Consider the following 25173-nt stretch of genomic DNA (forward strand, 5'->3'; position numbering starts at 1 on the left):
TCCGATTCCGGCCGCGAAGCCGCGCGAGCGGATCAGCGCGATCGCCTTCAGCAGGCCGGCATGAGCGTCGAGCTGGCCGCCGCCGCGCTCGATCTCGTCGAGCTGCGCCAGCCCCGTTTCCCACGCTTCCGTGCGGATCGCCCGCTTCGTGGCTTCGAGCGGCGCCAGCGTGCCGGCGCGTGCGGAACGCTCGCCGCGTTCATCGCGTTCATCGCGTTCGCCATGCCCGGCGCGTGTGGTCACCGGCTCAGCCATGCCTGAACTCCCGGTACAGCGCCTCGGCGGCACGCACGGCAAACGCGAAGACGAACCCCACGGCCAGCGCCTCGATCAGCAGCACGCCGGTGTTCGGGCTGCCGGGCCGCCCCTCGGGCAACGGGCGCGCGATCACGCTGAGGTAGCGTTGCAGCCGCAGCGTGTCGGTAAAGGCCTGCTGATAGTTCTGCCGTGCCGAGGCGAGATTCTGGTCCGCGAAAGTCTGCGCGTTCAGCAGCGCCTGATAGGACTTCAGCCGGCTCGCGTCGGTGTTGCCCTTGCCGCTCATGCGCGCATGCACCTCGTCGAGCTGCTTGCGCAGCGCGCTCACCTGCATCTGCGCGGGCTTCAGCATCGGATGCTCGGGGTTGTTCAGCGCGCGGATCTTGTCGAGATTGATCTTCGCGGTGTTGAGTTCGGCCTCCAGCTGCGCGGAGAGATTCAGCAGCATGCCGGCTTCCGCCTCGGGGTCGATATTGCCGTTGCGCACGCGCCAGTCGGTCAGCGTGCCGCGCGCCCCGATCGCCTCCTTCTCCGCGCGCGTCACGGCCTCCTTGCTGACCTTGAGCGTATCGGTCACGCCCTTTTCGTCCATGTTGTTGACGAACTGCTGAGCCAGCCCGATCAGCGCGTCCGACAGCGTGCGCGCATCCTCGGGCGAGAAGGCGCTCACGCGCAGCACGTCGATCTGCTCGATCATGTTGTACGAGACGTCGACCGCGCCGAGATAGGCGCGGTACAGCGCGTCCTCGCCGGCCTCGGGCGACAGCCGGTTCAGCGGGTCGAGGCCGGTGTACACGAGATACCGGCGCAGCCCGATCCGGTTGTCGAGCTGGCGCATGGCGTCGCGCGAGCGGATGAAGTCGGCCACGGCCCAGCCGTCGACGAAGCCGCCCACCACGCTGCCGCCGCTGCCGCTCGACAGCAGGCCCGCGGTGCCCTGCGCGGCCGGCTGGGACGCGCTCGAACGCACCGAGAAGCGCGCTTCGGCGCGATAGCGCGGCGCGGCGAAGACGAGCGCGTAAAGCGCCGTCAGCACGACCGGCACGAGCACGAGGCCGAGTGTCACGAGCCGCTGGCGGCGGCGCTGCCGCAACGCCTGCTCGCGCACCCTGGCGCGCTGCGCGAGCGGCAGTTCCTCGCTAGACGCCGAACTGGTCTCCGACGCCGACGCCGATGTCGACCACATTGTCTCCGCCTGACTCGCTGCGGGATCTCCGGGGCGGGAACCGGCGGATGCATTCTCCGAGGTCGTCGTTGATCCGAAGGCCGTATTGCTCATAGACCAAACCTTTGGTGCAGTAATCCATCATTTGCTGATGACGGTAGGTTGATAGAAGCAGCGTGCGCCCGACCAGCCGTTCTTCGAACAGCGCGAGCCACAGGTTCGTGAAGCGGCAGTCCTCGAACGGAATTGCACCTTCGACGACATACACGTCGAAGTCCGGCGCGAGCGCGAGCGCAAAGGAAAATTCCTGACGCACATAGAGCGGCCAATGCTCCATCGGCCGCGCCAGATACTCGGGGCTCGTCAGCAGGTCCGACACCAGCTCGACGCAGGGCGTGGGCGCAAGCCCATAGAGCGCGCAGACGAACTCGATCATGCGCAGGCCGGTCGCCTTGCCGCGCACGAAGCCCTGCCGCCCGAGCGGCCACGACACGAGCCCCTGGTGAGCGACGAAGCCCTCGCGCGGCGGCCGCAGCCCCGCGATCACGTCGACGATCGCGCGATGGAATTCCGGCCGCCGCGAGAGCAGCGCATAGCGCCCCTGCGGAATCAGCAGGTCGACCTGCTGCAGCAGCGGCTGCCGCGCACCGAAAATTCGCGGCACGTCCGTCACACCGTTCATCAGGATCATGGCGCGCTCACATCGGTTGAACATGGGTTCGCGCGAGCCGCTCCATGCCCGCGCCGAGCACGCCGAGAAAAACCAGCGCGGTGACGAAATACGCGAAGCTCGCGTCATGCGACGAATAGCTGTCGAAGTACGCCGATCTGAGCAGTTGCATCCCATGCGCGAACGGCGACCATAAGAAATACTTGCGGTATTGCTCCGGCAACTGCTCGGAGACAAAAAAGACCGACGAGAATACTTCCAGGCCGCGCTCGATCACGGGCGCAAAGCGCAAGAAGAAGTGCCAGCGGATAGCGATGCTGCCGAAGATCAGCCCCATCGAGACGCCCGCGCCGCCCATCATCACGACATAGGCGATCGCTCCCGACCAGCGCACGGGCAGCGTAATGAGGCCCAGGCTGTGGCCGACGCCGATCAGCACGGCATACACGCCGAGATAGATGCCGATGAAGAGCCCGCCCTGCACCAGCGCCACCGCGAGCGGCGTGACCGACTCCAGGTTGATGAGCCCGCGCGCCGCGACATAGCTCGTGCTCGTGCGAAACACCGCCTGCCGGAACATGATCCACGTCGTCGCGCCCAGCAGCGAGAACGTCGGCACGTCCATGCCGAGCACGTAGTGCGTGCCCATCAGGAAGTACAGCGACGAGATCAGGCTCAGCAGCACGGCGGGACCGACCACGGACCACAGCAGCGCGATGCGGCTTTCGCTCTGCAGGATATGCAGCTGGAGCAGCAGCAGCGGCCCGATGCTCGCCAGCCGCGATTGCAGCGTGCCCGGCTTCGCGCCGTGCTGCCGCGCATGAATGCCGGCGATCCGCTCGCGCAGCAGCGCGACTTCGTGCGCCTCGTGCGGCTTCAGCGCGATCTCGAAGGCCACGTCCTCGCGCGACGCGAGACGGCGTGCTTCGCGCGTCTCCTGCTGTTTGCGCTGCTGCCCGCGCCGGTTGAATCCGTCGACCAGACGCGCGTCGTCGGCGTCGAGCGTGGCCGGTGCATAGCCTGCCGTCAGCACGTCGATGCCCGCGCGGATATCGGCTTCCAGCAGACGCACGACCATGCGCAACTGGCGCCGGCGCAATTCCGCGCGCTCGGACGGCATGCCGTCGCGCGCGAGTTCCGCCTCGAGTTCGCTCTCGAGCGCCGCGTAGATGCGCCGCCGCCCGGCCACGCTCTCGTGCGGAGCGCTGGCGAGCGCATCGAGTACGCCGCTCAGCACGCCGCCCGCGGAGTCCGCCGCGCGCAAGCCGTGCGCCGCGTGGGTCGCTGCGGTGCCCGCTGCGCTGTCTGCTGCGTTGTGCGCCGTGCTGGTCACCGCATCGGTGACGGTATTCGCCGCCGCCTCCGCATTGCCGGCCTCGTCGCCGGCATGCCGCGCCGTCCGGCGCTCGCGCCAGTTCTTGATGCGATCCTGGTTGCTCATGTCCGGCCTTCACTGCGACAGGCTGGACACGGAACGCGCGGTGCCGAGCGTCGCGCTGAAGGCGGAGAGAACCTTCTGAACCTGGGTGAACGGTGCGTCCGAGATATAGATCGCGTCGCCGTCGTGCACCGCGAACTTGCCGGCGAGCACCATCTGCTCGGGCTTCGTGAAATCGAACTGATAGACCACCGGCCGCGTGTCGGCGGTGCCGGCATCGTCCGGACGGATGCGCAGCAGGAAGACCGCCTTCGGATTGGCGAGCGAATCGTTCAGGCCGCGCGAATCGCCGAGCGCGTCGAGCACCGTGTAATTGCGCTTGCTGAGCTTGAGCCGCGATTGCGCACCCGCCGCGCCGAGCACCGTCAGATTCTCGACGACGTCATGCACGACCACGGAGTCGCCGGCACGCAAGGCGATATCTTCCGCGCTGTTGCGATAGACGTCGGACAGCCGCACGGACACGCTCTCGCCATTGCGCCGCAGCGTCACCGCGAGCTGCTCGGGGTTCATCTGGTCGGGCGCGGCCTTGCTCAACAGTCCGCTCAGGCGCTGCATGCCCGGCCCGATCGGATACACGCCGGGCTTCTTGAGGTCGCCCTCGATCGCCACGGTCTGCCCGCGCCGTTCCGTGCGCCGCACGTTGACATCGAGCCCGACCGTCACGCGGCTCAGGCGCCGCTCGATCGCGTCGCGCAGCCCGGCCGGCGTCAGGCCTTGCGCATGCACACGGCCCACTTGCGGAACGTAGATCGTGCCGGCTTCGTCGATCACCATCTCGCCGAGGTCCGTCATGCCACCCGTGCCGCTCAGGCCGCTCGCGCCACCCGAGCCGTTGCCGAACACGCCGACGCCGTCCTGCCCCCACAGCGAAATGTCGACGCCATCGCCCGGCGCGAGTTTTTCGTAATCGACCGGCTGCGCCTGCTGGAATGCGTCCGGAAAGCTCGCGCTGCCCGCCGCGCGCGAGGCGAGCGCGAGCGCCGGCGTCACGCCGACCAGTTCGATGTCGTTGTGATCGCGCGAAGCCTGCACTTCGCTGAGCAGCGGCCCGCTGCGCGGGATCACGCATCCCTGCAAAACGCCGCAGAGACAGAAAGCCAGAGCCATGACCAGACGGTCAGGAAAACCAACAAGCCCGTACCGCATCAATTCATCACCAGATTGTCGAGTTGTTCCACCTGCGAGGGGCTTTCCTCCACCGGCGCGGCGCGCCGGCACAGGCTCATGAACGTGGCGAGCATCGCCTCCACCGAAAAGAGTTCGGCGGCCCGCTGCCGCGCCCGCTCCCGCACGGTGGCATCCGCCTGCGCGCTGAGCACGAGGTGTTCGATCTTCTCGCACGCATCGTTCAGGTCAGGGTTCTCCGCGCAGCCGAGCAGATGCCCGGTCACGCCGTCGATAAAGCACTCGCCCGCGCCGCCGGCCGGCGTCGACACCACGCAGATGCCGAGCAGTTGCGCTTCGATCAGCACGTTCGGCAAACCTTCGTGGCGCGACAGCATCACCTTGACGTCCATCTTCGAATACCAGAACCCCACGTGCGACGAGAGTCCGACGAGCAGCAGGCGGCCCGCGATGCCGAGCTCGGTGGCGAGCGCCTGCGCCTCGTCGCTGAAACGGCCGTCGCCGACGATAACGAAGCGCGCCAGCGGACGCCGCTTCAGATAGCGGTGCGCGAGCTTGATCCACAACAGCGGCCGCTTGTCCGGTTCGAGGCGGAACACGCCGCCGATCGTTTCGCTCGCGTCCGCCGTGCGCTCGACGAACGCCGTCCACTTCTGCTCGTCCTGCTCCGAGGCAAGCGCGTTCATTTCGGGCACGCCGTTATAGAGGATGCGAAACCGTTCGAGCGGTAGCCCGAGCCACTGGGCGTACTCGCGCGCGCCGGTCATGCTGTTGCTGACGAAGTGAATGCCCGGCACCTCGGCGATGGCGCGATAGAACGCTGCGTACTCCGGACGATTGCGTTCCTGGCGGATATTCGGCGGCAGTCCGCGAAACACGAGGTGGATCGTCGGCACGCCGGCCAGCAGCGCGGCCAGCGCGCCGAACAGACAGGTGCCGTCCTGCCAGAGGCTCACGACGTCGAACCTGCGTTCGCGCAGATACGGCGCGAGACGCGTGACGCCGTAGTGCACCTGGGGCGGCAGATTGCCGAGCAGGCGCAGCAGGTCCGCGTCGTGAATGTCCTGATGCGCAGCCGACACGGCCGGCATCGCGTTGATTTCGGAAACCTTGACATCGGCCTCGCGCAGCATGCCCAGAAAGAAGTCGAGACGCTGCGGCCGGTCGACGCGCGCCGGGTCCGAGTGCTGCTTGACCAGCACTTCGATCGCGCTGACGTCGTGGCCTGTGGCGTGGTCCGCAGCGCTGTCGCGTGCACCGGCGGCTTCGGCCACGAGACGCCGCAAATGCACGGCGAGCCGCGTCAGTTGCCGTTCCGCGCCGCCGGGCCCGAGGCTGCCCGTGACGAGCGCGACCGAGGCGGGCTTTCCGCGCGGCGGCGGCGCTACGTCGCGATGGCGAAAACGCAGGATGGCCTGACGCATCGCGACGATCTTGATGTCCTGTCCGGCCAGATCGGCGGCGGATTCGAAGCGGCGGTAGAACGTGTAGTCGTCGACGATCTTCGCGACGAGCTGGCCGCCCTTGCTGTCGGGGGAGAGTTCGTGCGCGACCGGCTCGATGACTTCGATCGCGTCGGCCACCATGCTGCGCTTGACGAGGCGCTTCGCGAACGCCACCCGCAGATGGCGCCGGTCGTGTTCCGCGATGAGGCGCCGGAAGATCGCATCCGACGCATCGTGCGCCTTGATGTCGGCGAGAAATTCGGCGCGGGCCAGCGCCTTGCGCGTGTCCTGCGCCTGCTCGGGAAAATGGCGATCCGCGACCGCCATGGCCTCGTCGAAGCGGCGCTCCTTCAGAAGACGCGTCGCGTAGTGCCGCGCCACCATCAGATCGTCGGGGCAGTCGCGCAGCAGATCGGCCCATTGTTCGAGCAGGCCGGTGCTGAGCCCGGTCCGCTCCCGCATCTGCAGCAGCACGATACGCACGGTCCGGTCGTCGGGGTCCTGCGCGGCCAGCCGCTCCGCCTCGCCCAGGTGCTTGCGCGCGCTCTGCAACGTCGTACAGGCCGCGAGCAGGCGTGTGAGTTCTTCGTGCAGTGAAGGCAGGTCCTGCGGTTGTGCATTTGCTTCTGCATTTGCTTCGGACGGCGGTTGTTGCTGTTGCGGCGGTGGTACGGCGGCGTCGGGCGTGGCCGGGGTGTTCGGCGTGGCCGCCTTGGGCCGCGCTACCGCTTTGGGCTTCGCTGCCTTGGGTTGTGCTGCGACCTCGGGCTTTGCCGCTGCCTCGTCGTGTGCTGTAGCCTGAGGCTCTGCTGCTGCCTCGGGTTGTACCTCAGCCGTGTGCTCCCCTACTACCTCCAGTTGTGCCGAAGCCTTCTTGATCTCTGCTGCCGCGCTCGGTTCCACCACGGCCTTCGGCTTCGCCACCGCCCTGGATTTCGCCACAGCCTTGGGCTTCGCCGCCGTGCCGGATTTCGCCTCAGCCGCGGGCCTTGCGGCCGCACGCGGCTTTGCCGGCGAAGCGGCCTGCCTGCCGGCCTCGTGCGCCGTGCCCGCGTCGCCTGCCGGCCGGCCTCGTTTGGGCCGAGCCTGCACGGCGAGCGTGCTCTCGTTCGCTGCTGTTTTTCCTGCTTTAGCCATTACCGGAACCCAGCCATTTATCCCTGGAAATACCTCAACCTCATTCGCGGCCGCTCGCCATGCGCCGGGACCCGCGTCCCGGCGCATGGCGCATCAGCGGCCCGTCAGGCGGCCTTCTTGCGCTTGGCGCGATCGATGAATATCCGGCACTTCTGGATATTTCCGTCGATCAGTTCCGGCGATGCGGAGCGCGAGCGCAACGCCTGCCAGTACTTGAGCGCCTGCTCGAAACGATGCGTGCGCATGGCGCCCGTCGCCGCCGCCTTCAAGCCGACCGGGTCTTCGGGCGCGAGGCGCAGGATCGTCTCGCCCAGCGTGAGCCGGTCGGCGTCGTGCGCGGCATCGAGCGACTTCACCTTCACGTGCAGCCCCGCGAGCACGCGCTTCTTCTCCTGCGAGACTTCCTTGTTGTCTGGATCGAGCTGCTGCAGACGTTCGAGGAGTGCCCAGGCGCGTTCGTAGTCGCCCGCGCGATGCGCTTCCCGTGCAAGCCGGATAACGCGGCTGCGCAGGCCGAGAATCTGGCGCTTCGCCTCGATGCGCGCGGCAGGATCGCTCGACGCCGAGTTCAGCACCCGCGCATAGGCATCGATCGCCTCGCCGTAGTAGCCGCTGCGCACCGCCATGCGAGCCAGCTTGATCCACGTGCTCTCGGTGATATCGTCGAGCCCGGACGCATCGCGCAGATAGACCAGCGCGGTGTCGATGTCGTCGAGCGCTTCGGCCACGCGAATGCGGAAGCTCGCCAGCTCGGGGAATGTCGTGAGCGTCTGACTCGCGATCGCGAGCACGCCGGCCGCGCGTTCGTAATCGCGAGCGATCAGCGCCGCGCGCACGTCCTGACGCATCTGGCGTTCGAGCTGCCGTCTCGCGCGAATCAGCGCATTGCTGTTCGCATTGAGCTGCGCGTGCGCCTGAAGCCGGTCCGCCGCCTTCAGCATGTCGCCCGAGGCGAGCGCCGCGTTGCCCTCGTCGAGCCAGGCCGCCGCAGCGCGCGCGATCCATTCGGCCGTCTCCTTGCGGTTGCTGCGCGTGAGCCCCTGGGTCGCGGCAAGCAGCGCGGCCGGCGTCGCGCAGCCGCGCTCGACCGTGCGTTGCGCGAGGGCCAGGATCTCGGCCTCGTCCATCTCCACGGGCTCGCGCGCCAGTTCCAGCAGCGCCGCGCGATCCGGCGCCGTCAGCGCACGCTCCCAGAGCGCGACGAAGCTCGGCGCGTGAGCGGGCAGCGCGTCGCGCACTTCGCCTGCCCACTGCACGACGCCCTCGGCATCGCCCGAGGTTTCGAGCAGACGCAGCACGGCCGTCGCGGCGGCGGCTGCGTCGGCGCTATCGGTCGACAGACGGAACAGGCGCTTCCAGTTAGCCAGCGCCGTGGCCGTATCGCCGAGCTTGCCGGCCGATTCCGCGCAGATGCGCAGGATCGCGGGCGCCTCGTGCTCGTCCGCGAGCAGCGCCGCGGCGAGCCGGGCAGCCTGCTCGTAGCGCCCGGTCTCGAAGTAGCACTGGGTGAGCAGCAGGTTGGTCTTTTCGTCGAATTCCGGCTCCGCGCCGAACGATTCGAACTGCGCGGCCGCGCCCTCGAAGTCGCCCAGGTCGTATTGCACGCGGCCCAACAACAGCCGGTGCTGACGGCTGCTTTCGCCATGGCGCAGAATCCCGCGCAGCCGCTGCGACACTTCGAGCACGCGCCCGGCGTTCCAGGCGGCTTCGAGACTTTCCGCGGTGTCCTCGTGCTGGACCGCATCGGTCTTCGGCGGCGCCTGAACGTCGGACGTATCGACGCGCGGCACGACGAACTCCGTGTACCAGGCCTCGCACAGCTGGTCCGAGAACAGATCGGTGTAGTGCGTCAGATCGAGCCCGCCGTTTTCCATTGCGTTGGCCTGGCCCAGCTTGCGCATCAGCGGAGTCGGGTCGTAGCACGGCACGTTCATGCGTTTCGCGATCGCGCGCACGGTGTTAATCAGCTCGCGCCGCTGCTCGACGGGCATGTTGTCGGGCGTATCGGCATTGACGTGCGTGACGAAGGCCAGATGGTCCTTGCCGACCATCGTCGCGATCTGCTCCATTTCCGCCGAAATTTCGGCATCTTTCAGGTCGTGCCGCTGAATGCGCGCGAGCAGATCGCGATCCTGCGCCGACAGACGCTGGAACGCGAAATCCTGGTCGAGCCACGCGCGCCGCTCGGCCATCCGGCTCGGCACGGCCATCGACCAGAACTGGCGGGTGCGTTTCTTGTCGGCGAAGAAATCGCCGAAATGCCGCACCATGTAGTTCATCTGGATCGGATGGCCGTCGACGCTCAGCAGCTTGCGCGAAGAAATCTCGACCAGATAAAGATCGGCGCCGGGCGACGGCTTCCCTTCGAAGCTCCCAGACGAACCGGGCCGAAACGTCAGCGTGCGCACGTCGGCCGGAATGTCCTTCTGGCCGAACATGAACTGCAATTGCTGAAGCGCTTCGGAACTCGTATGGACGAATCCGTAGTTGCGGGCCAGCACCGGACGGATCGGATAACGGCCCGCGCCCCGGCGCAGCGGCGTGTGAATACGGCAGGTACCAACAGGCGCTATGTTGAAAAGAGTCATGATGATCGTTCAGATATCGTCTGTACTGCCGCTCAAAGCGCCCAGTAGGTCAGCTTGTTTTTCATGATCCGCTCGCCGTCGAGAGACGACTTCAGATCGCAGACGATCCCGCCGTCGGCAATCATTCCGGGCAGATCGCTCTCGATCGTGTCGACGATCTCGCGGTGCGGCACGGCGAACACGAGCACGTCCAGCGCGTTGAGTTCCTCGCGCGACGAGAGCTTGATGCCGTACTCTTCGTGCACCTGCTCCGCATCGGCCATCGGGTCGTAGACGATCGGCGACATGCCGTAGCGCGTGAGCGCTTCGTAAAGATCGACGACCTTCGAATTGCGGATGTCGGGCACGTTCTCCTTGAACGTGATGCCGAGAATGCCGACACGGGTCGACGCCTTGAGACGATGGCGGCTCGCGATCACCTGAACGAGACGGCCGGCGACGTAGTCGGCCATGCCGTCGTTGATGCGGCGCCCCGCCAGGATCACTTCGGGGTGGTAGCCGAGCTCCTGCGCCTTCGAGGTCAGATAGTACGGATCGACGCCGATGCAATGACCGCCGACGAGGCCCGGCGTAAAGCGCAGGAAGTTCCACTTGGTGCCCGCGGCTTCCAGCACCTCGGACGAACGGATGCCGACCAGATCGCAGATCTTCGAGACTTCGTTCATGAGCGCGATATTGATGTCGCGCTGCGTGTTCTCGATGACCTTGGCCGCTTCGGCCACCTTGATCGACGACGCGCGGAACACGCCCGCATCGATGATTTTTTCGTAGACGGCGGCGATCTCGTCGAGCGCCTGCTGGTCCTGGCCCGAGACGATCTTGACGATCTTTTCGAGCGGATGCTCGCGGTCGCCCGGGTTGATCCGCTCGGGGCTGTAGCCGAGCTTGAAGTCGATGCCGCAGCGCAGGCCCGAACTCTTTTCGAGTGCCGGCCCGCAGATGTCCTCGGTCGCGCCCGGATGGACGGTCGATTCGAACACCACGATGCTGCCCGGTTGCAGAACCGGACCGATCAGCCGGCACGCGCTTTCCAGCAGCGAAAAGTCGGGGCTGCATTTTTCGTCGACGGGCGTCGGCACCGCGACCACGAAGAAGTTGGTCCCCGCCAGGTCCTCGACCTTGTCGGTAAAGCGCATCGTCGAGTCGCGCAGCACGTGCGGCTCGATTTCGCCGGTCCAGTCCTCGCCGTCGCGCAGGTTTTCGACCCGCCGCGCGTCGACATCGAATCCGGTCACTTCAAAGTGGCGTGCGAGCGCCACTGCCACGGGCAGACCGACATAGCCCAAGCCACACACCGCAATCTTCGTCGTCACACAATTCCCCTTATTAAACGTCGCGTATCGCCGGCCCGCGAACCCCTATACGGTTCGCGGACACGAACGCTTCGACCCAGACAAAATGAGCCCGGGGACCAGCCGCAAGGCCGGACCCGGGATGAACGATTCCCGGCCAAACCGGAACTTCGGTTTAGTTAGGACAATTGATATTCAAAATTTCAGGAACCTGATCCTTGAAACACGGCCCCTGGATATGCGTCGCCCCGACGAACTCCGCAATCTCCACGTCCGCTGCATCCTCGGCGCCGGTAATCACGACGTCGGCGCCGGTGCCGCGCGCCAAGGCAACGAGGTTGCGCAGAAAGTCGGCGGCCCGGTCGCTCACCCGCGCCTCGCGCAGGCAGCCCGCGCCGATCTTGACGATGTCGGCGCCGAGCGACGCCAATGCCTCGACACTGCTGCTGCCGCCGCCCACGTTATCGAGCGCGACCTGGCAGCCCAGCGCCTGAAGCCTGCGCACGAATGCGCCGACGGTCGCCAGATCGGTCGCCGGCGGCACATCCGACAGCTCGATGACGAGCCGCTGCGCGACGGCTCGCTGCTCGCTTAGCTGCGCAATGATGAGCGTCCACCAGGCATCGAGCGAAGCGCTGTGCGACGTCACGTTGCAGCCAAACGAGAGACCCGGGTTCGCGTGCAGCGCGCACAGGGTCGCCTCGACGGCCCAGCGATCCAGCCTGCGCACGAGGCCGAGCCGCGCGAGCGGCGCCACCATCCCGGCAACCTGCTGGCGAACGCCGTGGCACGTCCAGAAAGGCACCACCTTGTAGTACCGCACGATCCCCGCGCTGCCCAGATGGCGGACCGATTCCGCATCGAAGACCAGACGGTCGAGATGCTTCGCCGAAAACAGGTTCTCGGCCGCCTTCATGTCGACGAGAAAACGCTCGCGCCAGTACTCTTCCTCGCGGCCCGGCCGCGCGACATGCGCATCGGCGCCGGGAGCCGCGGCATCGAATGCGCCTTCCGCCTGCTCGACGACCGACAGGGATAGCGTGACGAATACCGCGTCGCCGGCGATCTTGACCGGTTGGTCGGCGAGATCGCAAAGAATGCGGTCGAGCAGCAAGCCGATCTGCGCCAGGTCCGACGCAGCCGGCGGCAGACCGCCGAGCGGCGAATCGAAGACGAACAGGATCACGTCGCCGCTCAGCACTGCGATGCCCGATACCGAACGGCACAGCTCGCGTGCCCGCTCGAGAACGACATGCCGTACCGCAAGTGCGGGCCGCGAACCCCATGCGCGCTCGATCTCGCGCAGGTTCGTCAGCGACGCGGCAATGCACAGCGTTCCCGCCCGGCCGGACTGCTCAGGCAAATCGGCCAGTGGCCGAACCGGCTGCGGGAACAAAGGCTGCCCGGACATCATGCCGCCGCGCCTTTATTACAGGCGACGCCATAACGGGGAGAAAAGGACAAAAGGGGTCCTTTGTGTCACGATCCAGCATAGTCGATCGCCGCTAAAAAACCATCGGGTTAATCATGAACTTGCTGCGTGAATTTACGAGGAATTTGCCAGGACGAAAGGGACCCGTTATGTCCAGCCTTTGTCGTCATTAGTCAGCAGAAAATGCTGATCAGGTAATTCGTATTCACAAGTAAAAAACAAACTAAATCTCGGAGTAAAGTGTCATGAAAATCGGGTATGCACGCGTATCGACGGATGAGCAGAATCTGGATCTACAGACTCGTGCTTTGAAGGCGGCGGGTTGCCAAATGCTTTTTGAAGATCAGGGTGTTTCGGGCGCCAGCTTTTTGCGCCCCGGACTCAGTTCGATGCTGGAACAATTGCGTGCGGGAGATATTCTCGTCGTATGGAGACTGGACAGGCTCGGCCGGTCGCTGCGGCGGCTCCTGGAACTGATCGAAAGCCTCAGTGCCAGGGGAATACAGTTTCAGTCACTCACGGAAGCCATCGACACGACGTCGTGCAGCGGCATGCTGATCTTTCACATGCTCGCCGCGCTCGCCCAGTTCGAGCGCTCGCTGATCGGCGAGCGCACGCGCGCCGGCATGCGCGCGGCGCGCGACCGGGGCTCCCGGCTGGGCCGGCGTCCGGTTCTGACGCCGGAGCAGAAGACCGAGGCGATTGAGCTGCTCGAGAGTTGCTCCATCAGCGACGTCGCGGCGAAATTCAACGTTCATCCGCGCACGATCCGCCGCGCGCGGCAGCAGTCGGAGCAAACCGCGCGTCTCCTGAAGTAGAACCTGGCAGGCTAGAACTGCCCGGTATCGGAACGAGATATGCGCAAACGAGGCGCGCGCGGGGGGGCGCGCCTCGCCACGGACCCGGCGCCGGGCTGCCCGGGTCAGCAAACGGTCTTCTCGACACTGAGTCCGTGGCGGCGCAGGCTGCGCAGCAACGTCTTGGGATGAATCTCGAACTTCTGGGCAACGAACAGGGTTGAGTGCTCGGACAGCAGTTGATGCGCCTGGACACACTCGGCCTCGGTCATCGCGTGACGCCTGCCGACATGCTGGCCGCGCGCCTTGGCCGCGCGCATGCCGGCGCGCGTGCGCTCGCCGATCAGCGAGCGCTCGAACTGGGCGAGCGCCGCCATGATATGAAACAGCAAGGTGCCGCCGGCGGACGTCGTATCGATGCACTCCGTGATCGACACGAACTGGATCTTCCTCTTCCCCAAGGTTTCGACAAGCTCGATCAGCTTCTTGATCGAACGGCCGAGCCGGTCCAGCCTCCAGACCACGAGGGTATCGCCCGCCTTGAGCACATCCAGCACCTCGTCGAGCCCGGGCCGGGAAAAGGTGCTGCCGGACACGCCATGATCGGTGAATACTTTTACGCATCCCACCGCCCGCAGCGCCTCGAGTTGCAAATCGAGATTTTGGTCATCAGTAGAAACCCTCGCGTAGCCGATTTTCATTCTCTCTACTTATCTACTTATCCAGCAAATCCGACGTCTCCACGGACGGCTTATTCAGATCTATTCATCACCATTCAAAGGACATGCGCGCCGGTTCATCCCACATATCGAGACGATCGGTCATTTTTTCGAACGAACCTTGGACACAGCCGGACCTCGCCCGGAATCAGGCACAAGGAAACCCGGAGCTTCGCCTGGGGACGCGAGGTGCGGCCACGCTGCGCGTGGCGTACGGTGCCGGCGAAAAGGATGGCCGGCACGTCTGTTTTACCCGAAATGCCAGCTCGTCGGCTTGAGCCGCAAAAATCGAAATAGAGGAAAGCGATTTACTCGATTACTTCCCTGCACGCAATAATGGCGATATTTTTTGCGATTCGACTCAAATACGCAAATCATCGCCTGGAACGAATACATCCATTAGCGCCATTTCACGTCACCCACGCAATCGGACAGATCATTCATTTCCGGAATTCAGAATGAAGATTAGGTCCGTTTTATCTCAAAATTTAAATATATACTTAACATACCATTAATTAATATTTTCAATTCTTTAAAATAGCTTTATTAGTGTAACGAAATATTACTTTCTCATTATTTCCTCTACGTAGCAATTCCCCCTATCTGGTTAATCTGGCGGAAAAATAACGTCTTGTGGCGTTTCCGCACAGGCAATAGGGAAGTTACGCTTGGATACAATTACGCCTCAGGCTTATCGAGTGCGTAATTCCAAAATCCATTCGGATTGCGCACATTCCGCCGCAAACCGACGCCGCCGCACGATATGCGGCAGCACCGCCGCGTGAGGCTCTTCCCGTTCGTTCTCGCCTGCACGAAGCGTCGCGAAACAGTACGAAACGTCGCGCGAAAAGCCCTCCGCCACAAACGAAAACGCCGGCCCGAAGGCCGGCGTTCCTGCGTCAACGCAACCGGTTACCCAGCGCCTACCGCGCGAACAGCGACGACATGTCGGCGAACGCCTTGAATTCGAGTGCATTGCCCGACGGGTCGAGGAAGAACATCGTGGCCTGCTCGCCGACCTCGCCCTTGAAGCGCACGTGCGGCTCGATGATGAATTCGATGCCGGCCTTCTGCAGCTTGTCCGCGGCAGCCTGCCACTGCTCCATCGACAGCACCGCGCCGAAATGCCGCACCGGCACCGCGTCGCCGTCGACCGCGCTCGTGTGGCGATGGCCGATTTCGTCCGGCGCGAGGTGGGCGACGATCTGGTGGCCGTAGAAATTGAAATCGACCCATGCGTCCGAACTGCGTCCTTCCGGACAACCGAGCAGTTCGCCGTAAAACTCGCGCGCGGCGGCGAGGCTATGCACAGGAAACGCCAGATGGAACGGCGGCAAGACGGTTTCGGCAACGCTCATGATGGAAAACTCGCTGGCTTGAAGTGAAGTGGGGTTGAGGTACGGCTCGCGTCCCGCGCGAGCCCGTCACGCGAGGCCAAGTTTAACCATGAATAAAAATGCTGAGAAACGATATATATTTGACCTGACCAACACGAAAATCGATCAATCGACATGCTGAGCGAACTGAAGACCTTCATCGCCGTGAGCCAGTACGGCACGTTTTCCGGCGCGGGCGCGCGCATCGGCCTCACGCAATCGGCCGTGAGCGCGCAGATGCAGCGGCTCGAACAGGAACTGGGCTTCCCGCTGTTCGACCGCACCGGCCGCTCCGCGACGCTCAACGAGGCCGGCCGCGAAACGCTCGCGCTCGCCGGAGACATCATGACGCTCTACGCGCGGCTCGCCGAACGCGGCGCGGGCGCGGCGGAAAGCGGCATGCTGCGGGTCGGCGCGATCGCGTCCGCGCAGGTGTCGCTGCTCGCCGACGCGCTCGCGCGCTTTCGCGACGACCGCCCCGGCTGGCGCATTCGCGTGGTGCCCGGCGTATCGCTCGGCCTGCTCGGCCAGGTGGATTCCGGCGAACTCGATCTGGCCGTCATCATCAAGCCGCCGTTCGCGCTGCCCTCGGAACTCGAATGGCGCACGCTCGTCGCCGAGCGGTTCGTGCTGCTCGTGCCGAAAAAGCTCGCGCGCGGCGCACGCTCGTGGCGCGAGCTGCTACGCAGCGAGCCGTTTATCCGCTACGACCGCGCCTCGTTCGGCGGGCGGCTCGTCGACCGTTTTCTGCGTCGCGCGCGTCTGACCGTGCGCGACGCGATCGAACTCGACGAATTGCAGGCGATCGTGCAACTGGTCGCGCGCGGCATGGGCGTCGCGCTGATTCCCGATACGGCCGGGCTCGGCAAATGGCCCGCGAGCGTCGTCGCGCTCGAACTCGGCGATCAGACGTTCCAGCGCGAGATCGGTCTCGTGCAGCGTCCGCGGCATAGCCGGCAAGCGGTGGCGGATGCGCTGGCGGAGTGTATTGCCGAAGCGGCGGAGGCGGCGGGAGCGGCCGGGACGCGTGGCTGAGCGGCCGCACGATAGGCACAATACGCACCAATACGCACGGCCAGCACGGCCGCCGTGCATCGCGCACGCGGCGCGCCGATTGTCCTGCCATGCGAGCGGGCAACTGTATCTGTGAGTTTCGTGCAGCGGCGCGCAGAATCGTTGCCGACACCGAATCAGGTGAAGTACCCCATCCGCCCTCGTCTCCCGCCGCCATGATCGCCAGCCCCCTGCTCACCGCCGATGTCCTGATCGCCTACAGCGCCTATTTCGTCGGCACCGCGAGCCCCGGGCCGAGCAATCTCGCGATCATGTCGCTCGCCATGAGCACGGGCCGCCGCGCCGCGCTGACGTTCGCGCTCGGTGTGATATCGGGCTCGTTCTCGTGGGCGTTGCTCGCGTCGCTCGGTTTGTCGGCGGTGCTGGCCGCTTACTCGCAATGCCTCGTCGCGATCCGGATCGCGGGCGGACTGTATCTGCTGTGGCTCGGCTTCAAATCGGCGCGCTCGGCGCTCGGCGCGGGCAAACCGCTCGCGGGCGGCGCGCGGGCCGACGAGCCGCTCGGGCGACTCTATCTGCGCGGTCTGCTGCTGCATCTCACGAATCCGAAAGCGGTGCTCGTGTGGCTCTCGATCGTCTCGCTCGCGATGTCGCCGGTACACGGCGCGGCGCACGTGCTGCCGGTCGTGCTCGGCTGCATGGCGATCGGCACGACGGTGTTCGCGAGCTACGCGGTGCTGTTTTCCACGGCGTCGGCACGGCGCATCTACCTGGCGATCCGGCGCTGGCTCGACGGCTCGCTCGCGATCATGTTCGGCATCGCGGGGCTTAAGCTGCTGACGTCGAAAAACTAGCCCACGCTTCGGCGTGCGCCGCCGCTCTGCGATACTGGCGCCATTGCGATACGAAGGGCACGCAGCATGGCCCACGACAAGGCACGCGGACAGGCACGCGGACAGGCACGATGAACGGCAACCACAAAGACAGTGGTAAAGGCAAAGGCAAAGGCAGCGGCGGCGGCAACGAAACCAGCCCCGCGACCGCACGCTCGCCGCTGCAAAAGCGGCTCTATGCGAGCGGCGCGGCGATCCTGCTCGCCGGCCTGATCGCGGCAGCGTTCATTCATGCGAGCGCGCCGCCGCCCGATAGCGCGGTCGCGATGTACAGCGCCGTCGATCCGCGTTACCAGATCGAATTGCAGCAGATCGGCGGCAATGCGGCGGTGCTGATGGCGCAGTTGCATCAATGGTTCGACAGCCTGTGGCACGGCGCGAGGCTCGCCTATACGGTCGCGGGGCTCGGCATCGCGCTCGCGGGCCTGTGCTTTTTCATCGGCTATTTTTTCGCGGACGACACCGGCGCACCACCGCGGTAGATGCCGCGCCGCGCCCGGCATCCAAGGATCAGCGCTCAGCCCAACGCCAGCCGGCTCAGGAAGGCATCGACCTGACGCTCTTCGGTAGCCCACGACGTGACGATCCGCACCACCGAATGACCGTCATGCGCCGCGCCCCACACGTAGAACGCGAAGTCGCGCTTCAAGGCGGCAATGACCGGATCGGGCAGGATCGCGAATATCTGGTTCGTCACCGTTTCCGCCTGGAGCGCGTGACCGTTCGCCACGATCCCCGAGGCGAGTTTCTTCGCCATCGCATTCGCGTGCCGCGCGTTGGCGAAGAACAGATCGTGGTTGCCGAACAGTTCCTGGAACTGGATGCCCAAGACCCGGCCCTTCGCGAGCATGGCGCCCCGCTGCTTGACGTGGAACGCGAAGTCTTCTTTCAAGGCCGGATTGCATACGACGATCGCTTCGCCAAGCAGCGCGCCGACCTTGGTCCCGCCGATCCAGAAGATGTCGGCGAGCGCGGCGATCTCGGCCAACGTCGCGTCGTTGCGGTCCGAGGCCAGCGCCGCCGCGAGGCGCGCGCCATCGAGAAACAGCAGGAGGCCGCGCTGTTTCGCGAGGGCCGAGATTGCCCGCAATTCCGCCAGCGTGTAGAGCGTGCCCGTTTCGGTCGCGTTCGACAGATAGATCATGCGCGGCTTCGCCATGTGCGGGAAATGCGCATTGCCGGCGAGCGCGGCCTCGATATGCTCCGGCGTGAGCTTCCCGTCGACGCCGGGAACCGTGATGAGCTTGTGGCCCGTCGCCTCGATCGCGCCGGCCTCCCGCCCGACGATATGTCCCGAGTTCGCCGCGATGACGGCTTCGTGCGGACGCAGGCAGGCGGCAATCGACACGAGGTTCGCCAGCGTGCCGCTCGCGACGTAGTGGATCGCGCCGTCGAAGCCGTCGCCGAGGCGAGCCTTGATGCGTGCGGTGGCTTCGGCACAGTACGCATCCTCGCCGTATGCGGCCTGCTGGACGTAGTTCGATTCGCTCAGCGCGCGCAGTATGTCGGGATGCGCGCCTTCGCTGTAGTCGTCGAGAAAACTGAAAGTAGTCATTCGGTGCGTCTGCATTGAGTGGGGGCCGCCCGCAATGGGTACGCGGCCGGAATGGGCTTACCGGGTGCGCCGCCGGCGGTATGAAGGCTTGGCCGCCGGTGGCGCGGTGAGGCGGCCATTATCGCAGCTTCGTCTTCAGGCACGGCTTCGCGCCCATGCGCCCGGCGAGGTCCGTGGCACGACATCCGCTTCATTGCGCTTCATGAACGAGCCCCAGGCATCCGTCAAGGCGCGCCCTTTATCTGCTCATGCGGATTTACCACGCCGGCCATCAGCAGCGCCTCGTGCAAGGTGCCGAAAATGCAGCGCTCCTCGACGATCGGCGTGATCCCGTGCCGGTCCATGTCGGCACGCAGATAGCGGTTCACGCGCGCGAAGATCACGTCGATGCCGCCGCGCTTGAGCGACGCGCACAACTCGCCCACCGAACGCGCCGCCGAATAGTCGAGATCGGTGATCGCGCTCGCATCGACGACGAACCAGCGCACCGCGCTCGGCGCATGCCCGATCAGGCCGCTGACGTCCTCGACGAAAAAGTGGTCGTTCGCGTAGAACAGATCGGCGCCGAAGCGATAGACGATCAGGCCCGGCGCGGTCTCGGTGCCGGGCACGGCCGGCACCGGCACCCACAGCCCGTCGCCGTTGGGCGCGAGCATCATCGTGTGCGGACGGTAGCTATGGCGCACGTGACGCAGCAGCGACAAGGCGACCGCGACCAGAATGCCGTGCTCGACGCCGATCAGCACGACGGCCGCCGCCGTGAACACCGCGAGCGCGAATTCGCCGGGACTCTCGCGGCGAATCGCGGACAGCGCCGACAGATTGACGAGCCCGACCGCGATCGTAAACACGATGCTCGCGAGAATGCAGTGCGGCAGATATTGCAGATAGCGGCTGAAAAACAGCAGCACCACCACGACCACGGCCGCGAAGACGAGCTGCGCGAACTGGCTGCGCGTGCCCGCGCGATCGGCCATCGCGGTCTGCGTCGGACTGCCGTTGACGACGAACGCGCCCGAGAACGCCGCCACCGCATTGGCGGCCGCGATGCCGAGCAGGTCGGCGTTGGTGTCGACGGTTTCGTGATAACGCTCGGCGAACACGCGGCTCGCGGCGGCGCTCTGCGCGACGATCATCACGAAGCAGGACGCCGCCACCGGCAGCAGATCGAGCATCTGCTGCCACGTCACCGACGGCACGCGCAGCGGCGGCAAGCCGCCCGCCACGGGTCCGAGAATCGAGATGCCGTGCGCCGCGAAACCGAATACGTCGCTCGCCGCAATGCCCGCCACGACCGCGATCAACGGCACCGGCAGACGCGGCCAGAAGCGTTTGCAGAACAGGATCGTGGCGGCCACCAGCAGCGAAATCGCCAGCGTCGCGGGATGAATCTGCGCGGCTTCGCGCACGACCAGCAGCAACTGGTCGACGCTGCTCGCGGCATGTCCCGGCACGCCGAGCATGTCGCCGAGCATCGCAATGCCGACCTGCACGCCGACCCCGGCGAGAAAGCCGACCAGCACGGTACGCGAGAGGAAATCGGCGAGAAAGCCGAGCTTGAAGATGCGCGCGATGAGCAGCAGCGCCGCGGTCAGCAAGGCGACCATCGCCGCAAGCGCCGCGTATTCCGCGCTCGAAGCGGGCGCCATGGTCGAGAGGCGGCTCGCGAAAATGGTCGCGGTGGCGGAATCGGCGGCAACGACGAGATGCCGCGAGGCGCCGAAAAACGCAAATGCGAGGAGCGGCAGGAAAGCGGTGTAAAGCCCGGCGACGGCCGGCATGCCGGCGATGCGCGCATAGCCGAGCACCTGCGGAATATCCATCGACGCAAGCTGCACGCCGGCCAGCGCATCGCGCGCCGCCGCGGCGCGGCTCAACGGAAGAACGCCCTTCAGTACGCTCACGCGCACCGTCATTATTTTTTGCAGAAATTCTTGCATACGCGATACTGCCCCTAAACAAAGCTTATCGCGCATCGTGCCCTGAACCGGCACGCAAAGACAAGACCTGACGAATGATCGGGCAGGTGGCCGGGAAGCCGGAAACAGGAAAGCAGAACGAAAGAAAGCCAGCTTCCGCCGCTAGCGAAGCTGACGACAACCTAACCAGGAACGAAGCGCTTCACGGTTCTTCACGGCTCGCGCGCGAACCGAACCGGCCCGAAGATTTAACGTTTGAATTGCCCTGTCTGCGGGTCCACATGGCGTGCAAAACCGAACAACGCAGCGATGCAGAAAGGACAGGCGATCAGAAAGACGGCCAACATCACGGTCACCCCGTAACAACTTGTTACCGGAGAGTTTAAGGGTTTTGTCCGCGAATTAAATGAGGGAAAACCGCAAAGCACTGTTGCGCGGTATTACAACTGTCTTAAAGAGGCCGGTCGTGAGACCCGCTGAAAACACGGAGTCTCGTCACGAGGTCTTCCTCGAATCCGGCGCGGGCCCCACCGACGCACGCATCGTCACGCTGACCGGAAACTCGCGGAAAATCTCCCAGGTGGTGCGATAGCACGCGTTGATGAGCCAGCGCACCGCGTTGCGCGTCAACTCGGCGGTCGGAATATGCACCGACGTAAGCCCCGGCGCCGCATAAGGGGCCGAGTAATCGTCGTCGTAGCCAATCACGGAGATATCGTTCGGCACCGAAATGCCCGCCTCGTAAAAACGCGCGAGCACGCTCACCGCCATCGTGTCGTTTGCGCAGAACAGGCCCGTCACGCGCCGCTTCGTATCGAGCAGCTTCTGCGCGGCCGCATAACCGCCTTCGGGCGAGAAGTCCGATTCGATCAGCGTGACGTCCTCGCGCGCAATGCCGGCGCGCGCGAGTTCGGCGAAAAAGCCGTCGATCCGCATCACGTTGTCCGACGCGCTAGCCGGCCCGGCAATCACGCCGATCTCGCGATGGCCGAAATCGAGCAGCGTGCGCGCCGCGAGTTCGCCGCCGCGCCGGTGGTCCGCGCAGAACGACGCATCCGGCAACTGCTCGAACGCGCGATTGAGGAACACCATCTTCGGGTGCATCCGATGCAGCATGATGAGGTCTTCGTCATGCAGGTCGTGGCTGATCACGACCACGCCGTCGCAATCGCGGCCGATCAGAAAGCGCACCGCCTCGATCGCCTGCTCGCGCGGCGATCCCTCGCCGCAACCAGTCGCGACCACTACGTGGCGATGCACCGCGCGCAGTTCGGTATCGGTCTGCTTCAGGATCGTGCCGTAGTAGGAACCGAAAAACGTCGGCACGAAAATACCGATGATGCCGAGCTGCCGCGTCGCCATCGCCCGGCCGATCGACGACGGGCGGAAGTTCAGCGTCTCGATGGCCGCTTTCACGCGCGCGGCGGCTTCGGCTGAAACCGGTCCTTTGCCGGAAATGGCTCGTGAGGCGGTCGACATGCCCACGCCGGCCAGTTCCGCGACATCCTTGAGTGTAGCCACGCGGTTCTCCATCAAGCCTTGTTTCGACGAGCCGCCATGCGCGTTCGCGATGCGGCGTGAGAGAGGCGCGCCGCCCGCTTCGTCGAACAGCGGGACAGGCGCGGCGTCGAACGAAAACGCCACGGTATCGACTACCGCTAGCGGCGTTCTGGTCTGATCGATCGACGCGATCTGCTCGCCATGATAGGCGGGCAGAATGACGCGATGATTGCTCCGCGGCTCCATTGGTGAAATTTTTGTGCGCTCGGTGCTCATGGCCGGATATAGCGCATAGGGATCGCCGAGCGGCACAGGCGCGCTCGAGACCATCGTACGCACGAACACGACGGCCAGCGGCATCGGCCGCAATCGGGGTTTGTCGGGAGTTTGACTGGCGCGCGTCGGGAAGACACGCGAGACATGGGTAGCAAAAAGATGAGCGATGCGCGAAGACACCGCCTGTGTGCCAGGTAACGGCGCATTCCGCGCCGTTGGCAGTGAGCGTATTTCGTATTGCCGTGGCCGGACGCCGCTGCCCGAAAGAACAGTACGCGTCGTGTTGCGGCAGAACGCACTACCGCAACACGACATCCACAACCCGCGACGAACCTATCCAGCCAATGACGCGTGACCTTGCCCGATGGCCGCCATGTTCTTCTTGCGCTCCGTCAACCGGTTCGACACGCCGGTGACTCCGCGCACCGAGCGTGCCGCGTTGCCCGCGCGCGAGATCTGCCAGCTTTCGGGCACGGTCCCCGTGAGCGTGACGACACCGCGACGCGCCCTGATGCGAATCCCCGAATCGTCGAGATCCGGTACGCGCCTGAGGGCGCGGCGCACGTCGAGAATGATCGCGTCGTCCGACCTGCGTCCGGGCGGCGAGGCCGAGACCGTCATCATGTGCGCGGCCTCGCCGGCCGGCGCGCTCATGACCTCACCGGCATTCGCATAGCTCGCGCAACTTGCGATGAGCGCGACCAGCGCCGCGCCGATCATACTGCTCGTCCCGTTCGTGTTCATGCGGCTCCTCTCGGGTGTTTTCAGGTTGGCGGCGCAAAAACACACGCATCGCGCCGGCATGTTGTTTCAAAGTGCTTCGCACATCTTACGCAACTTTGTCGATGTGCAAATACACGTTTTGGTGAACAACCGTGACCGGCGGCAGCGCTGAAGCAAGCGGAAAAAACCGCGTGGAATGGCCGGGTTCGGCCGACGCTACTTCGAGATCTTCTCCAGTTCGAGCCCATTCGTACGCGGTCCCATCAAACCGATCGCGAGCATCACGATCAGCATCGCCCCGGCGATGAACACGAACACGCCCGTCGTGCCGAAGTAGCGCAACACCGCCGCGATCAGAAAGGCCGTGAAAATCGCGGAAAAACGGCTCCACGAATATACGAAGCCCACCGCGCGCGCCCGGATGCTGGTCGGAAACAGCTCCGACTGATACGCATGATAGCTGTACGAAATGATGTTGCCCGCAAGCGTCAGGCACACGCCGAGGCTCACGAGCAGCACCGCGCCCGATGCCTGGCTGAACCACAAGCCGCACACGATGTTCACGCCGGCCATCACGACGATCACGGTCTTGCGCTCGAAACGGTCGCCGATAAAGAGGCCGATCACGGGCCCGAGCGGCGCCGCCAGCGCGATCACGCTCGAATACATGAGACTCGTCGTGATCGTGATGCCCTGCTTGATCAGCAAGGTCGGCACCCAGTTTGCGAAGCCGTAGAAGCCGACCGTCTGGAAGATGTTGAAGATCGTCATCATCAGCGTGCGGCTGCGATACGGCGGCACCCACATATCGCGGAAGCTGCCGCGCGGCGCGACCGGCACCGGCGGCGCGGGCGGCGGCAACTCGCGGCCGTATTCGCGGCGCACGGCCGCTTCGAGCGCGCTCATCACGCGCTCCGCCTCGGCGAGGCGTCCCTGCTGCGCGAGCCAGCGCGGACTTTCCGGCAAGGCGCGGCGAATCCACCAGACGAACAGCGCGCCGTGCGCACCGATCAGCGCGACCCAGCGCCAGCCGTCGAGACCGAACAGCGTGCGCGGCACCAGCAGGAACGAGAGAAACGCGACCACCGGCACGGCCGTGAAGCCGACCGCCTGCTCGCAGGCGAATGCGCGGCCGCGAATCTGCTTGGGTACGAGTTCGGAGATGTATGTGCCGATCGTCACGAGTTCGACGCCGATGCCCACACCGGCCACGAAGCGCCAGAAATTGAGGCCCGTCGCGGTGTCCTGGAACGCCATCACGACATTGGCCACCATGTACCACAGCAGGGAATACGTGAACACGGCGCGGCGCCCGAAGCGATCCGCGAGAAAACCGCATGCGATCGTGCCGATAAACAGCCCGCTGAACAGCGCCGCGATAAAGCTCGCGACGCCGGTCGAGCCGAACAGGCCATGCGTGGTCGCGCTCAGGATTCCACTTTTGACGAGACCCGGCGCGACATAGCCGGAATACAGCAGATCGTAAAGCTCGAAGAAGAAGCCGAGGCTCAGCAGCACCACGAGCTTCCAGATCGAGCGCGTGGCGGGCAGCCGGTCGAGGCGCGCGGAAATGCTGCCGGCGTCGAGCGGCGCGGCATGGTTTGCGTCGTCCGCCTGAGGCGCGATGCGCTCGGCGGCGCTGCCGGCATGCGCCGCGTTGCCGTCGCTGCGCGCGACGGACCCCGCTTGATCGGGGGATGTCATGTTGTATGTCTCCAGGTGTTGCGACTGTCATGACGGCCGCCTGTCCGGCAAGACAACGGGGCTTGCCTAGACCGCTTTGGGACCGCTTCGCTGCCGGCCCTGCGTTCTGTCGCGCGTCGCACGCACCTCGATACGGCCTGGCCG

At 65.3% G+C, this 25173-nt stretch carries 20 protein-coding genes; 4 read left to right on the forward strand and 16 right to left on the reverse strand.

Going from position 1 to position 25173, the window contains the following annotated elements:
* The 9 genes from GXB81_RS04800 to GXB81_RS04840 all read right to left on the reverse strand — a co-directional run.
* Nucleotides 1-255 (reverse strand): hypothetical protein (locus GXB81_RS04800; protein ID WP_205988520.1); only part of this gene is annotated, 255 nt, incomplete at its 3' end.
* The gene (locus tag GXB81_RS04805; RefSeq protein WP_240159045.1) at nucleotides 248-1444 is read right to left on the reverse strand and encodes a sugar ABC transporter; all 1197 of its coding nucleotides are present in this window, start codon (nucleotides 1442-1444) and stop codon (nucleotides 248-250) included. The genes GXB81_RS04800 and GXB81_RS04805, both read right to left, overlap by 8 nt.
* A complete protein-coding gene (locus GXB81_RS04810) occupies nucleotides 1398-2114 on the reverse strand; it encodes an ATPase (protein ID WP_167043836.1) in 717 nt (238 codons plus the stop codon). Before GXB81_RS04810 ends, GXB81_RS04805 begins: the two co-directional genes overlap by 47 nt.
* A gap of 7 nt (nucleotides 2115-2121) precedes the next feature.
* Nucleotides 2122-3534 carry a sugar ABC transporter permease gene (locus GXB81_RS04815; RefSeq protein ID WP_205988521.1) on the reverse strand — a complete coding sequence of 471 codons (1413 nt, stop codon included), beginning with the start codon at nucleotides 3532-3534 and terminating at the stop codon, nucleotides 2122-2124.
* Nucleotides 3535-3543: 9 nt separating this feature from the next.
* Nucleotides 3544-4641 (reverse strand): polysaccharide biosynthesis/export family protein, encoded by a 1098-nt coding sequence (locus GXB81_RS04820; protein WP_205988522.1) that lies wholly within the window; start codon nucleotides 4639-4641, stop codon nucleotides 3544-3546.
* 38 nt (nucleotides 4642-4679) lie between these two features.
* Nucleotides 4680-7046: a glycosyltransferase gene (locus tag GXB81_RS04825; protein WP_346777778.1), complete on the reverse strand. Its 2367-nt coding sequence runs from the start codon at nucleotides 7044-7046 to the stop codon at nucleotides 4680-4682.
* Nucleotides 7047-7345: 299 nt separating this feature from the next.
* Nucleotides 7346-9829, reverse strand: coding sequence for a tetratricopeptide repeat protein (locus GXB81_RS04830; protein WP_205988524.1), 2484 nt, complete (start codon nucleotides 9827-9829; stop codon nucleotides 7346-7348).
* A gap of 32 nt (nucleotides 9830-9861) precedes the next feature.
* Nucleotides 9862-11124: a nucleotide sugar dehydrogenase gene (locus GXB81_RS04835; RefSeq protein ID WP_167043983.1), complete on the reverse strand. Its 1263-nt coding sequence runs from the start codon at nucleotides 11122-11124 to the stop codon at nucleotides 9862-9864.
* Between the two features lie 172 nt (nucleotides 11125-11296).
* The gene (locus GXB81_RS04840) at nucleotides 11297-12535 is read right to left on the reverse strand and encodes an EAL domain-containing protein (RefSeq protein WP_205988525.1); all 1239 of its coding nucleotides are present in this window, start codon (nucleotides 12533-12535) and stop codon (nucleotides 11297-11299) included.
* Nucleotides 12536-12798: 263 nt separating this feature from the next.
* On the opposite strand from GXB81_RS04840, the gene GXB81_RS04845 reads away from it, so the two are divergent.
* Nucleotides 12799-13371, forward strand: a complete 573-nt coding sequence (locus GXB81_RS04845) for a recombinase family protein (protein WP_167283089.1) — start codon at nucleotides 12799-12801, stop codon at nucleotides 13369-13371.
* Between the two features lie 104 nt (nucleotides 13372-13475).
* Here the strand turns inward: GXB81_RS04845 and GXB81_RS04850 are convergent, their stop codons facing one another.
* Together GXB81_RS04850 and GXB81_RS04855 are read right to left on the reverse strand one after the other, a co-directional pair.
* Nucleotides 13476-14051, reverse strand: coding sequence for a recombinase family protein (locus GXB81_RS04850; protein ID WP_167043818.1), 576 nt, complete (start codon nucleotides 14049-14051; stop codon nucleotides 13476-13478).
* Between the two features lie 941 nt (nucleotides 14052-14992).
* Entirely contained in the window at nucleotides 14993-15427 is a 435-nt protein-coding gene (locus GXB81_RS04855; RefSeq protein ID WP_167043815.1) for a VOC family protein, read from the reverse strand.
* A 153-nt stretch (nucleotides 15428-15580) separates the two neighbouring features.
* On the opposite strand from GXB81_RS04855, the gene GXB81_RS04860 reads away from it, so the two are divergent.
* The 3 genes from GXB81_RS04860 to GXB81_RS04870 all read left to right on the forward strand — a co-directional run bounded on the left by GXB81_RS04860 (nucleotide 15581) and on the right by GXB81_RS04870 (nucleotide 17834).
* On the forward strand, nucleotides 15581-16480 hold the full coding sequence (locus GXB81_RS04860) for a LysR family transcriptional regulator (protein ID WP_205988526.1): 900 nt from the start codon (nucleotides 15581-15583) through the stop codon (nucleotides 16478-16480).
* A 194-nt stretch (nucleotides 16481-16674) separates the two neighbouring features.
* Nucleotides 16675-17313, forward strand: a complete 639-nt coding sequence (locus tag GXB81_RS04865) for a LysE family translocator (protein ID WP_167043807.1) — start codon at nucleotides 16675-16677, stop codon at nucleotides 17311-17313.
* 110 nt (nucleotides 17314-17423) lie between these two features.
* Nucleotides 17424-17834: a hypothetical protein gene (locus tag GXB81_RS04870; protein WP_241016244.1), complete on the forward strand. Its 411-nt coding sequence runs from the start codon at nucleotides 17424-17426 to the stop codon at nucleotides 17832-17834.
* Nucleotides 17835-17869: 35 nt separating this feature from the next.
* Here the strand turns inward: GXB81_RS04870 and GXB81_RS04875 are convergent, their stop codons facing one another.
* From GXB81_RS04875 to GXB81_RS04895, 5 genes are all read right to left on the reverse strand, one after another.
* Entirely contained in the window at nucleotides 17870-18907 is a 1038-nt protein-coding gene (locus GXB81_RS04875; protein WP_205988527.1) for an aminotransferase class I/II-fold pyridoxal phosphate-dependent enzyme, read from the reverse strand.
* Between the two features lie 224 nt (nucleotides 18908-19131).
* Nucleotides 19132-20847, reverse strand: coding sequence for a SulP family inorganic anion transporter (locus GXB81_RS04880; RefSeq protein ID WP_205988528.1), 1716 nt, complete (start codon nucleotides 20845-20847; stop codon nucleotides 19132-19134).
* A gap of 474 nt (nucleotides 20848-21321) precedes the next feature.
* Complete coding sequence (locus tag GXB81_RS04885) at nucleotides 21322-22359, reverse strand: substrate-binding domain-containing protein (protein ID WP_167043974.1); 1038 nt, start codon at nucleotides 22357-22359, stop codon at nucleotides 21322-21324.
* A 576-nt stretch (nucleotides 22360-22935) separates the two neighbouring features.
* The gene (locus GXB81_RS04890; protein WP_167283096.1) at nucleotides 22936-23346 is read right to left on the reverse strand and encodes a BON domain-containing protein; all 411 of its coding nucleotides are present in this window, start codon (nucleotides 23344-23346) and stop codon (nucleotides 22936-22938) included.
* A 195-nt stretch (nucleotides 23347-23541) separates the two neighbouring features.
* Nucleotides 23542-25029, reverse strand: coding sequence for an MFS transporter (locus tag GXB81_RS04895; RefSeq protein ID WP_205988529.1), 1488 nt, complete (start codon nucleotides 25027-25029; stop codon nucleotides 23542-23544).
* Between the last annotated feature and the right edge of the window lie 144 nt (nucleotides 25030-25173).

This window comes from Paraburkholderia sp. Ac-20336 (genome assembly GCF_017105025.1).
Lineage (GTDB): Bacteria > Pseudomonadota > Gammaproteobacteria > Burkholderiales > Burkholderiaceae > Paraburkholderia.

Bases quoted from the DNA above. Each gene is read 5' to 3' on its own strand.
- GXB81_RS04845 (WP_167283089.1), top strand. From the start codon at position 12,799: ATGAAAATCGGGTATGCACGCGTATCGACGGATGAGCAGAATCTGGAT.
- GXB81_RS04870 (WP_241016244.1), top strand. From the start codon at position 17,424: ATGAACGGCAACCACAAAGACAGTGGTAAAGGCAAAGGCAAAGGCAGC.
- GXB81_RS04875 (WP_205988527.1), bottom strand. From the start codon at position 18,907: ATGACTACTTTCAGTTTTCTCGACGACTACAGCGAAGGCGCGCATCCC.
- GXB81_RS04830 (WP_205988524.1), bottom strand. From the start codon at position 9,829: ATGACTCTTTTCAACATAGCGCCTGTTGGTACCTGCCGTATTCACACG.
- GXB81_RS04805 (WP_240159045.1), bottom strand. From the start codon at position 1,444: ATGTGGTCGACATCGGCGTCGGCGTCGGAGACCAGTTCGGCGTCTAGC.
- GXB81_RS04840 (WP_205988525.1), bottom strand. From the start codon at position 12,535: ATGATGTCCGGGCAGCCTTTGTTCCCGCAGCCGGTTCGGCCACTGGCC.
- GXB81_RS04865 (WP_167043807.1), top strand. From the start codon at position 16,675: ATGATCGCCAGCCCCCTGCTCACCGCCGATGTCCTGATCGCCTACAGC.
- GXB81_RS04820 (WP_205988522.1), bottom strand. From the start codon at position 4,641: ATGGCTCTGGCTTTCTGTCTCTGCGGCGTTTTGCAGGGATGCGTGATC.
- GXB81_RS04855 (WP_167043815.1), bottom strand. From the start codon at position 15,427: ATGAGCGTTGCCGAAACCGTCTTGCCGCCGTTCCATCTGGCGTTTCCT.
- GXB81_RS04885 (WP_167043974.1), bottom strand. From the start codon at position 22,359: ATGGAGAACCGCGTGGCTACACTCAAGGATGTCGCGGAACTGGCCGGC.
- GXB81_RS04890 (WP_167283096.1), bottom strand. From the start codon at position 23,346: ATGAACACGAACGGGACGAGCAGTATGATCGGCGCGGCGCTGGTCGCG.
- GXB81_RS04850 (WP_167043818.1), bottom strand. From the start codon at position 14,051: ATGAAAATCGGCTACGCGAGGGTTTCTACTGATGACCAAAATCTCGAT.
- GXB81_RS04810 (WP_167043836.1), bottom strand. From the start codon at position 2,114: ATGATCCTGATGAACGGTGTGACGGACGTGCCGCGAATTTTCGGTGCG.
- GXB81_RS04815 (WP_205988521.1), bottom strand. From the start codon at position 3,534: ATGAGCAACCAGGATCGCATCAAGAACTGGCGCGAGCGCCGGACGGCG.
- GXB81_RS04895 (WP_205988529.1), bottom strand. From the start codon at position 25,029: ATGACATCCCCCGATCAAGCGGGGTCCGTCGCGCGCAGCGACGGCAAC.
- GXB81_RS04860 (WP_205988526.1), top strand. From the start codon at position 15,581: ATGCTGAGCGAACTGAAGACCTTCATCGCCGTGAGCCAGTACGGCACG.
- GXB81_RS04880 (WP_205988528.1), bottom strand. From the start codon at position 20,847: ATGCAAGAATTTCTGCAAAAAATAATGACGGTGCGCGTGAGCGTACTG.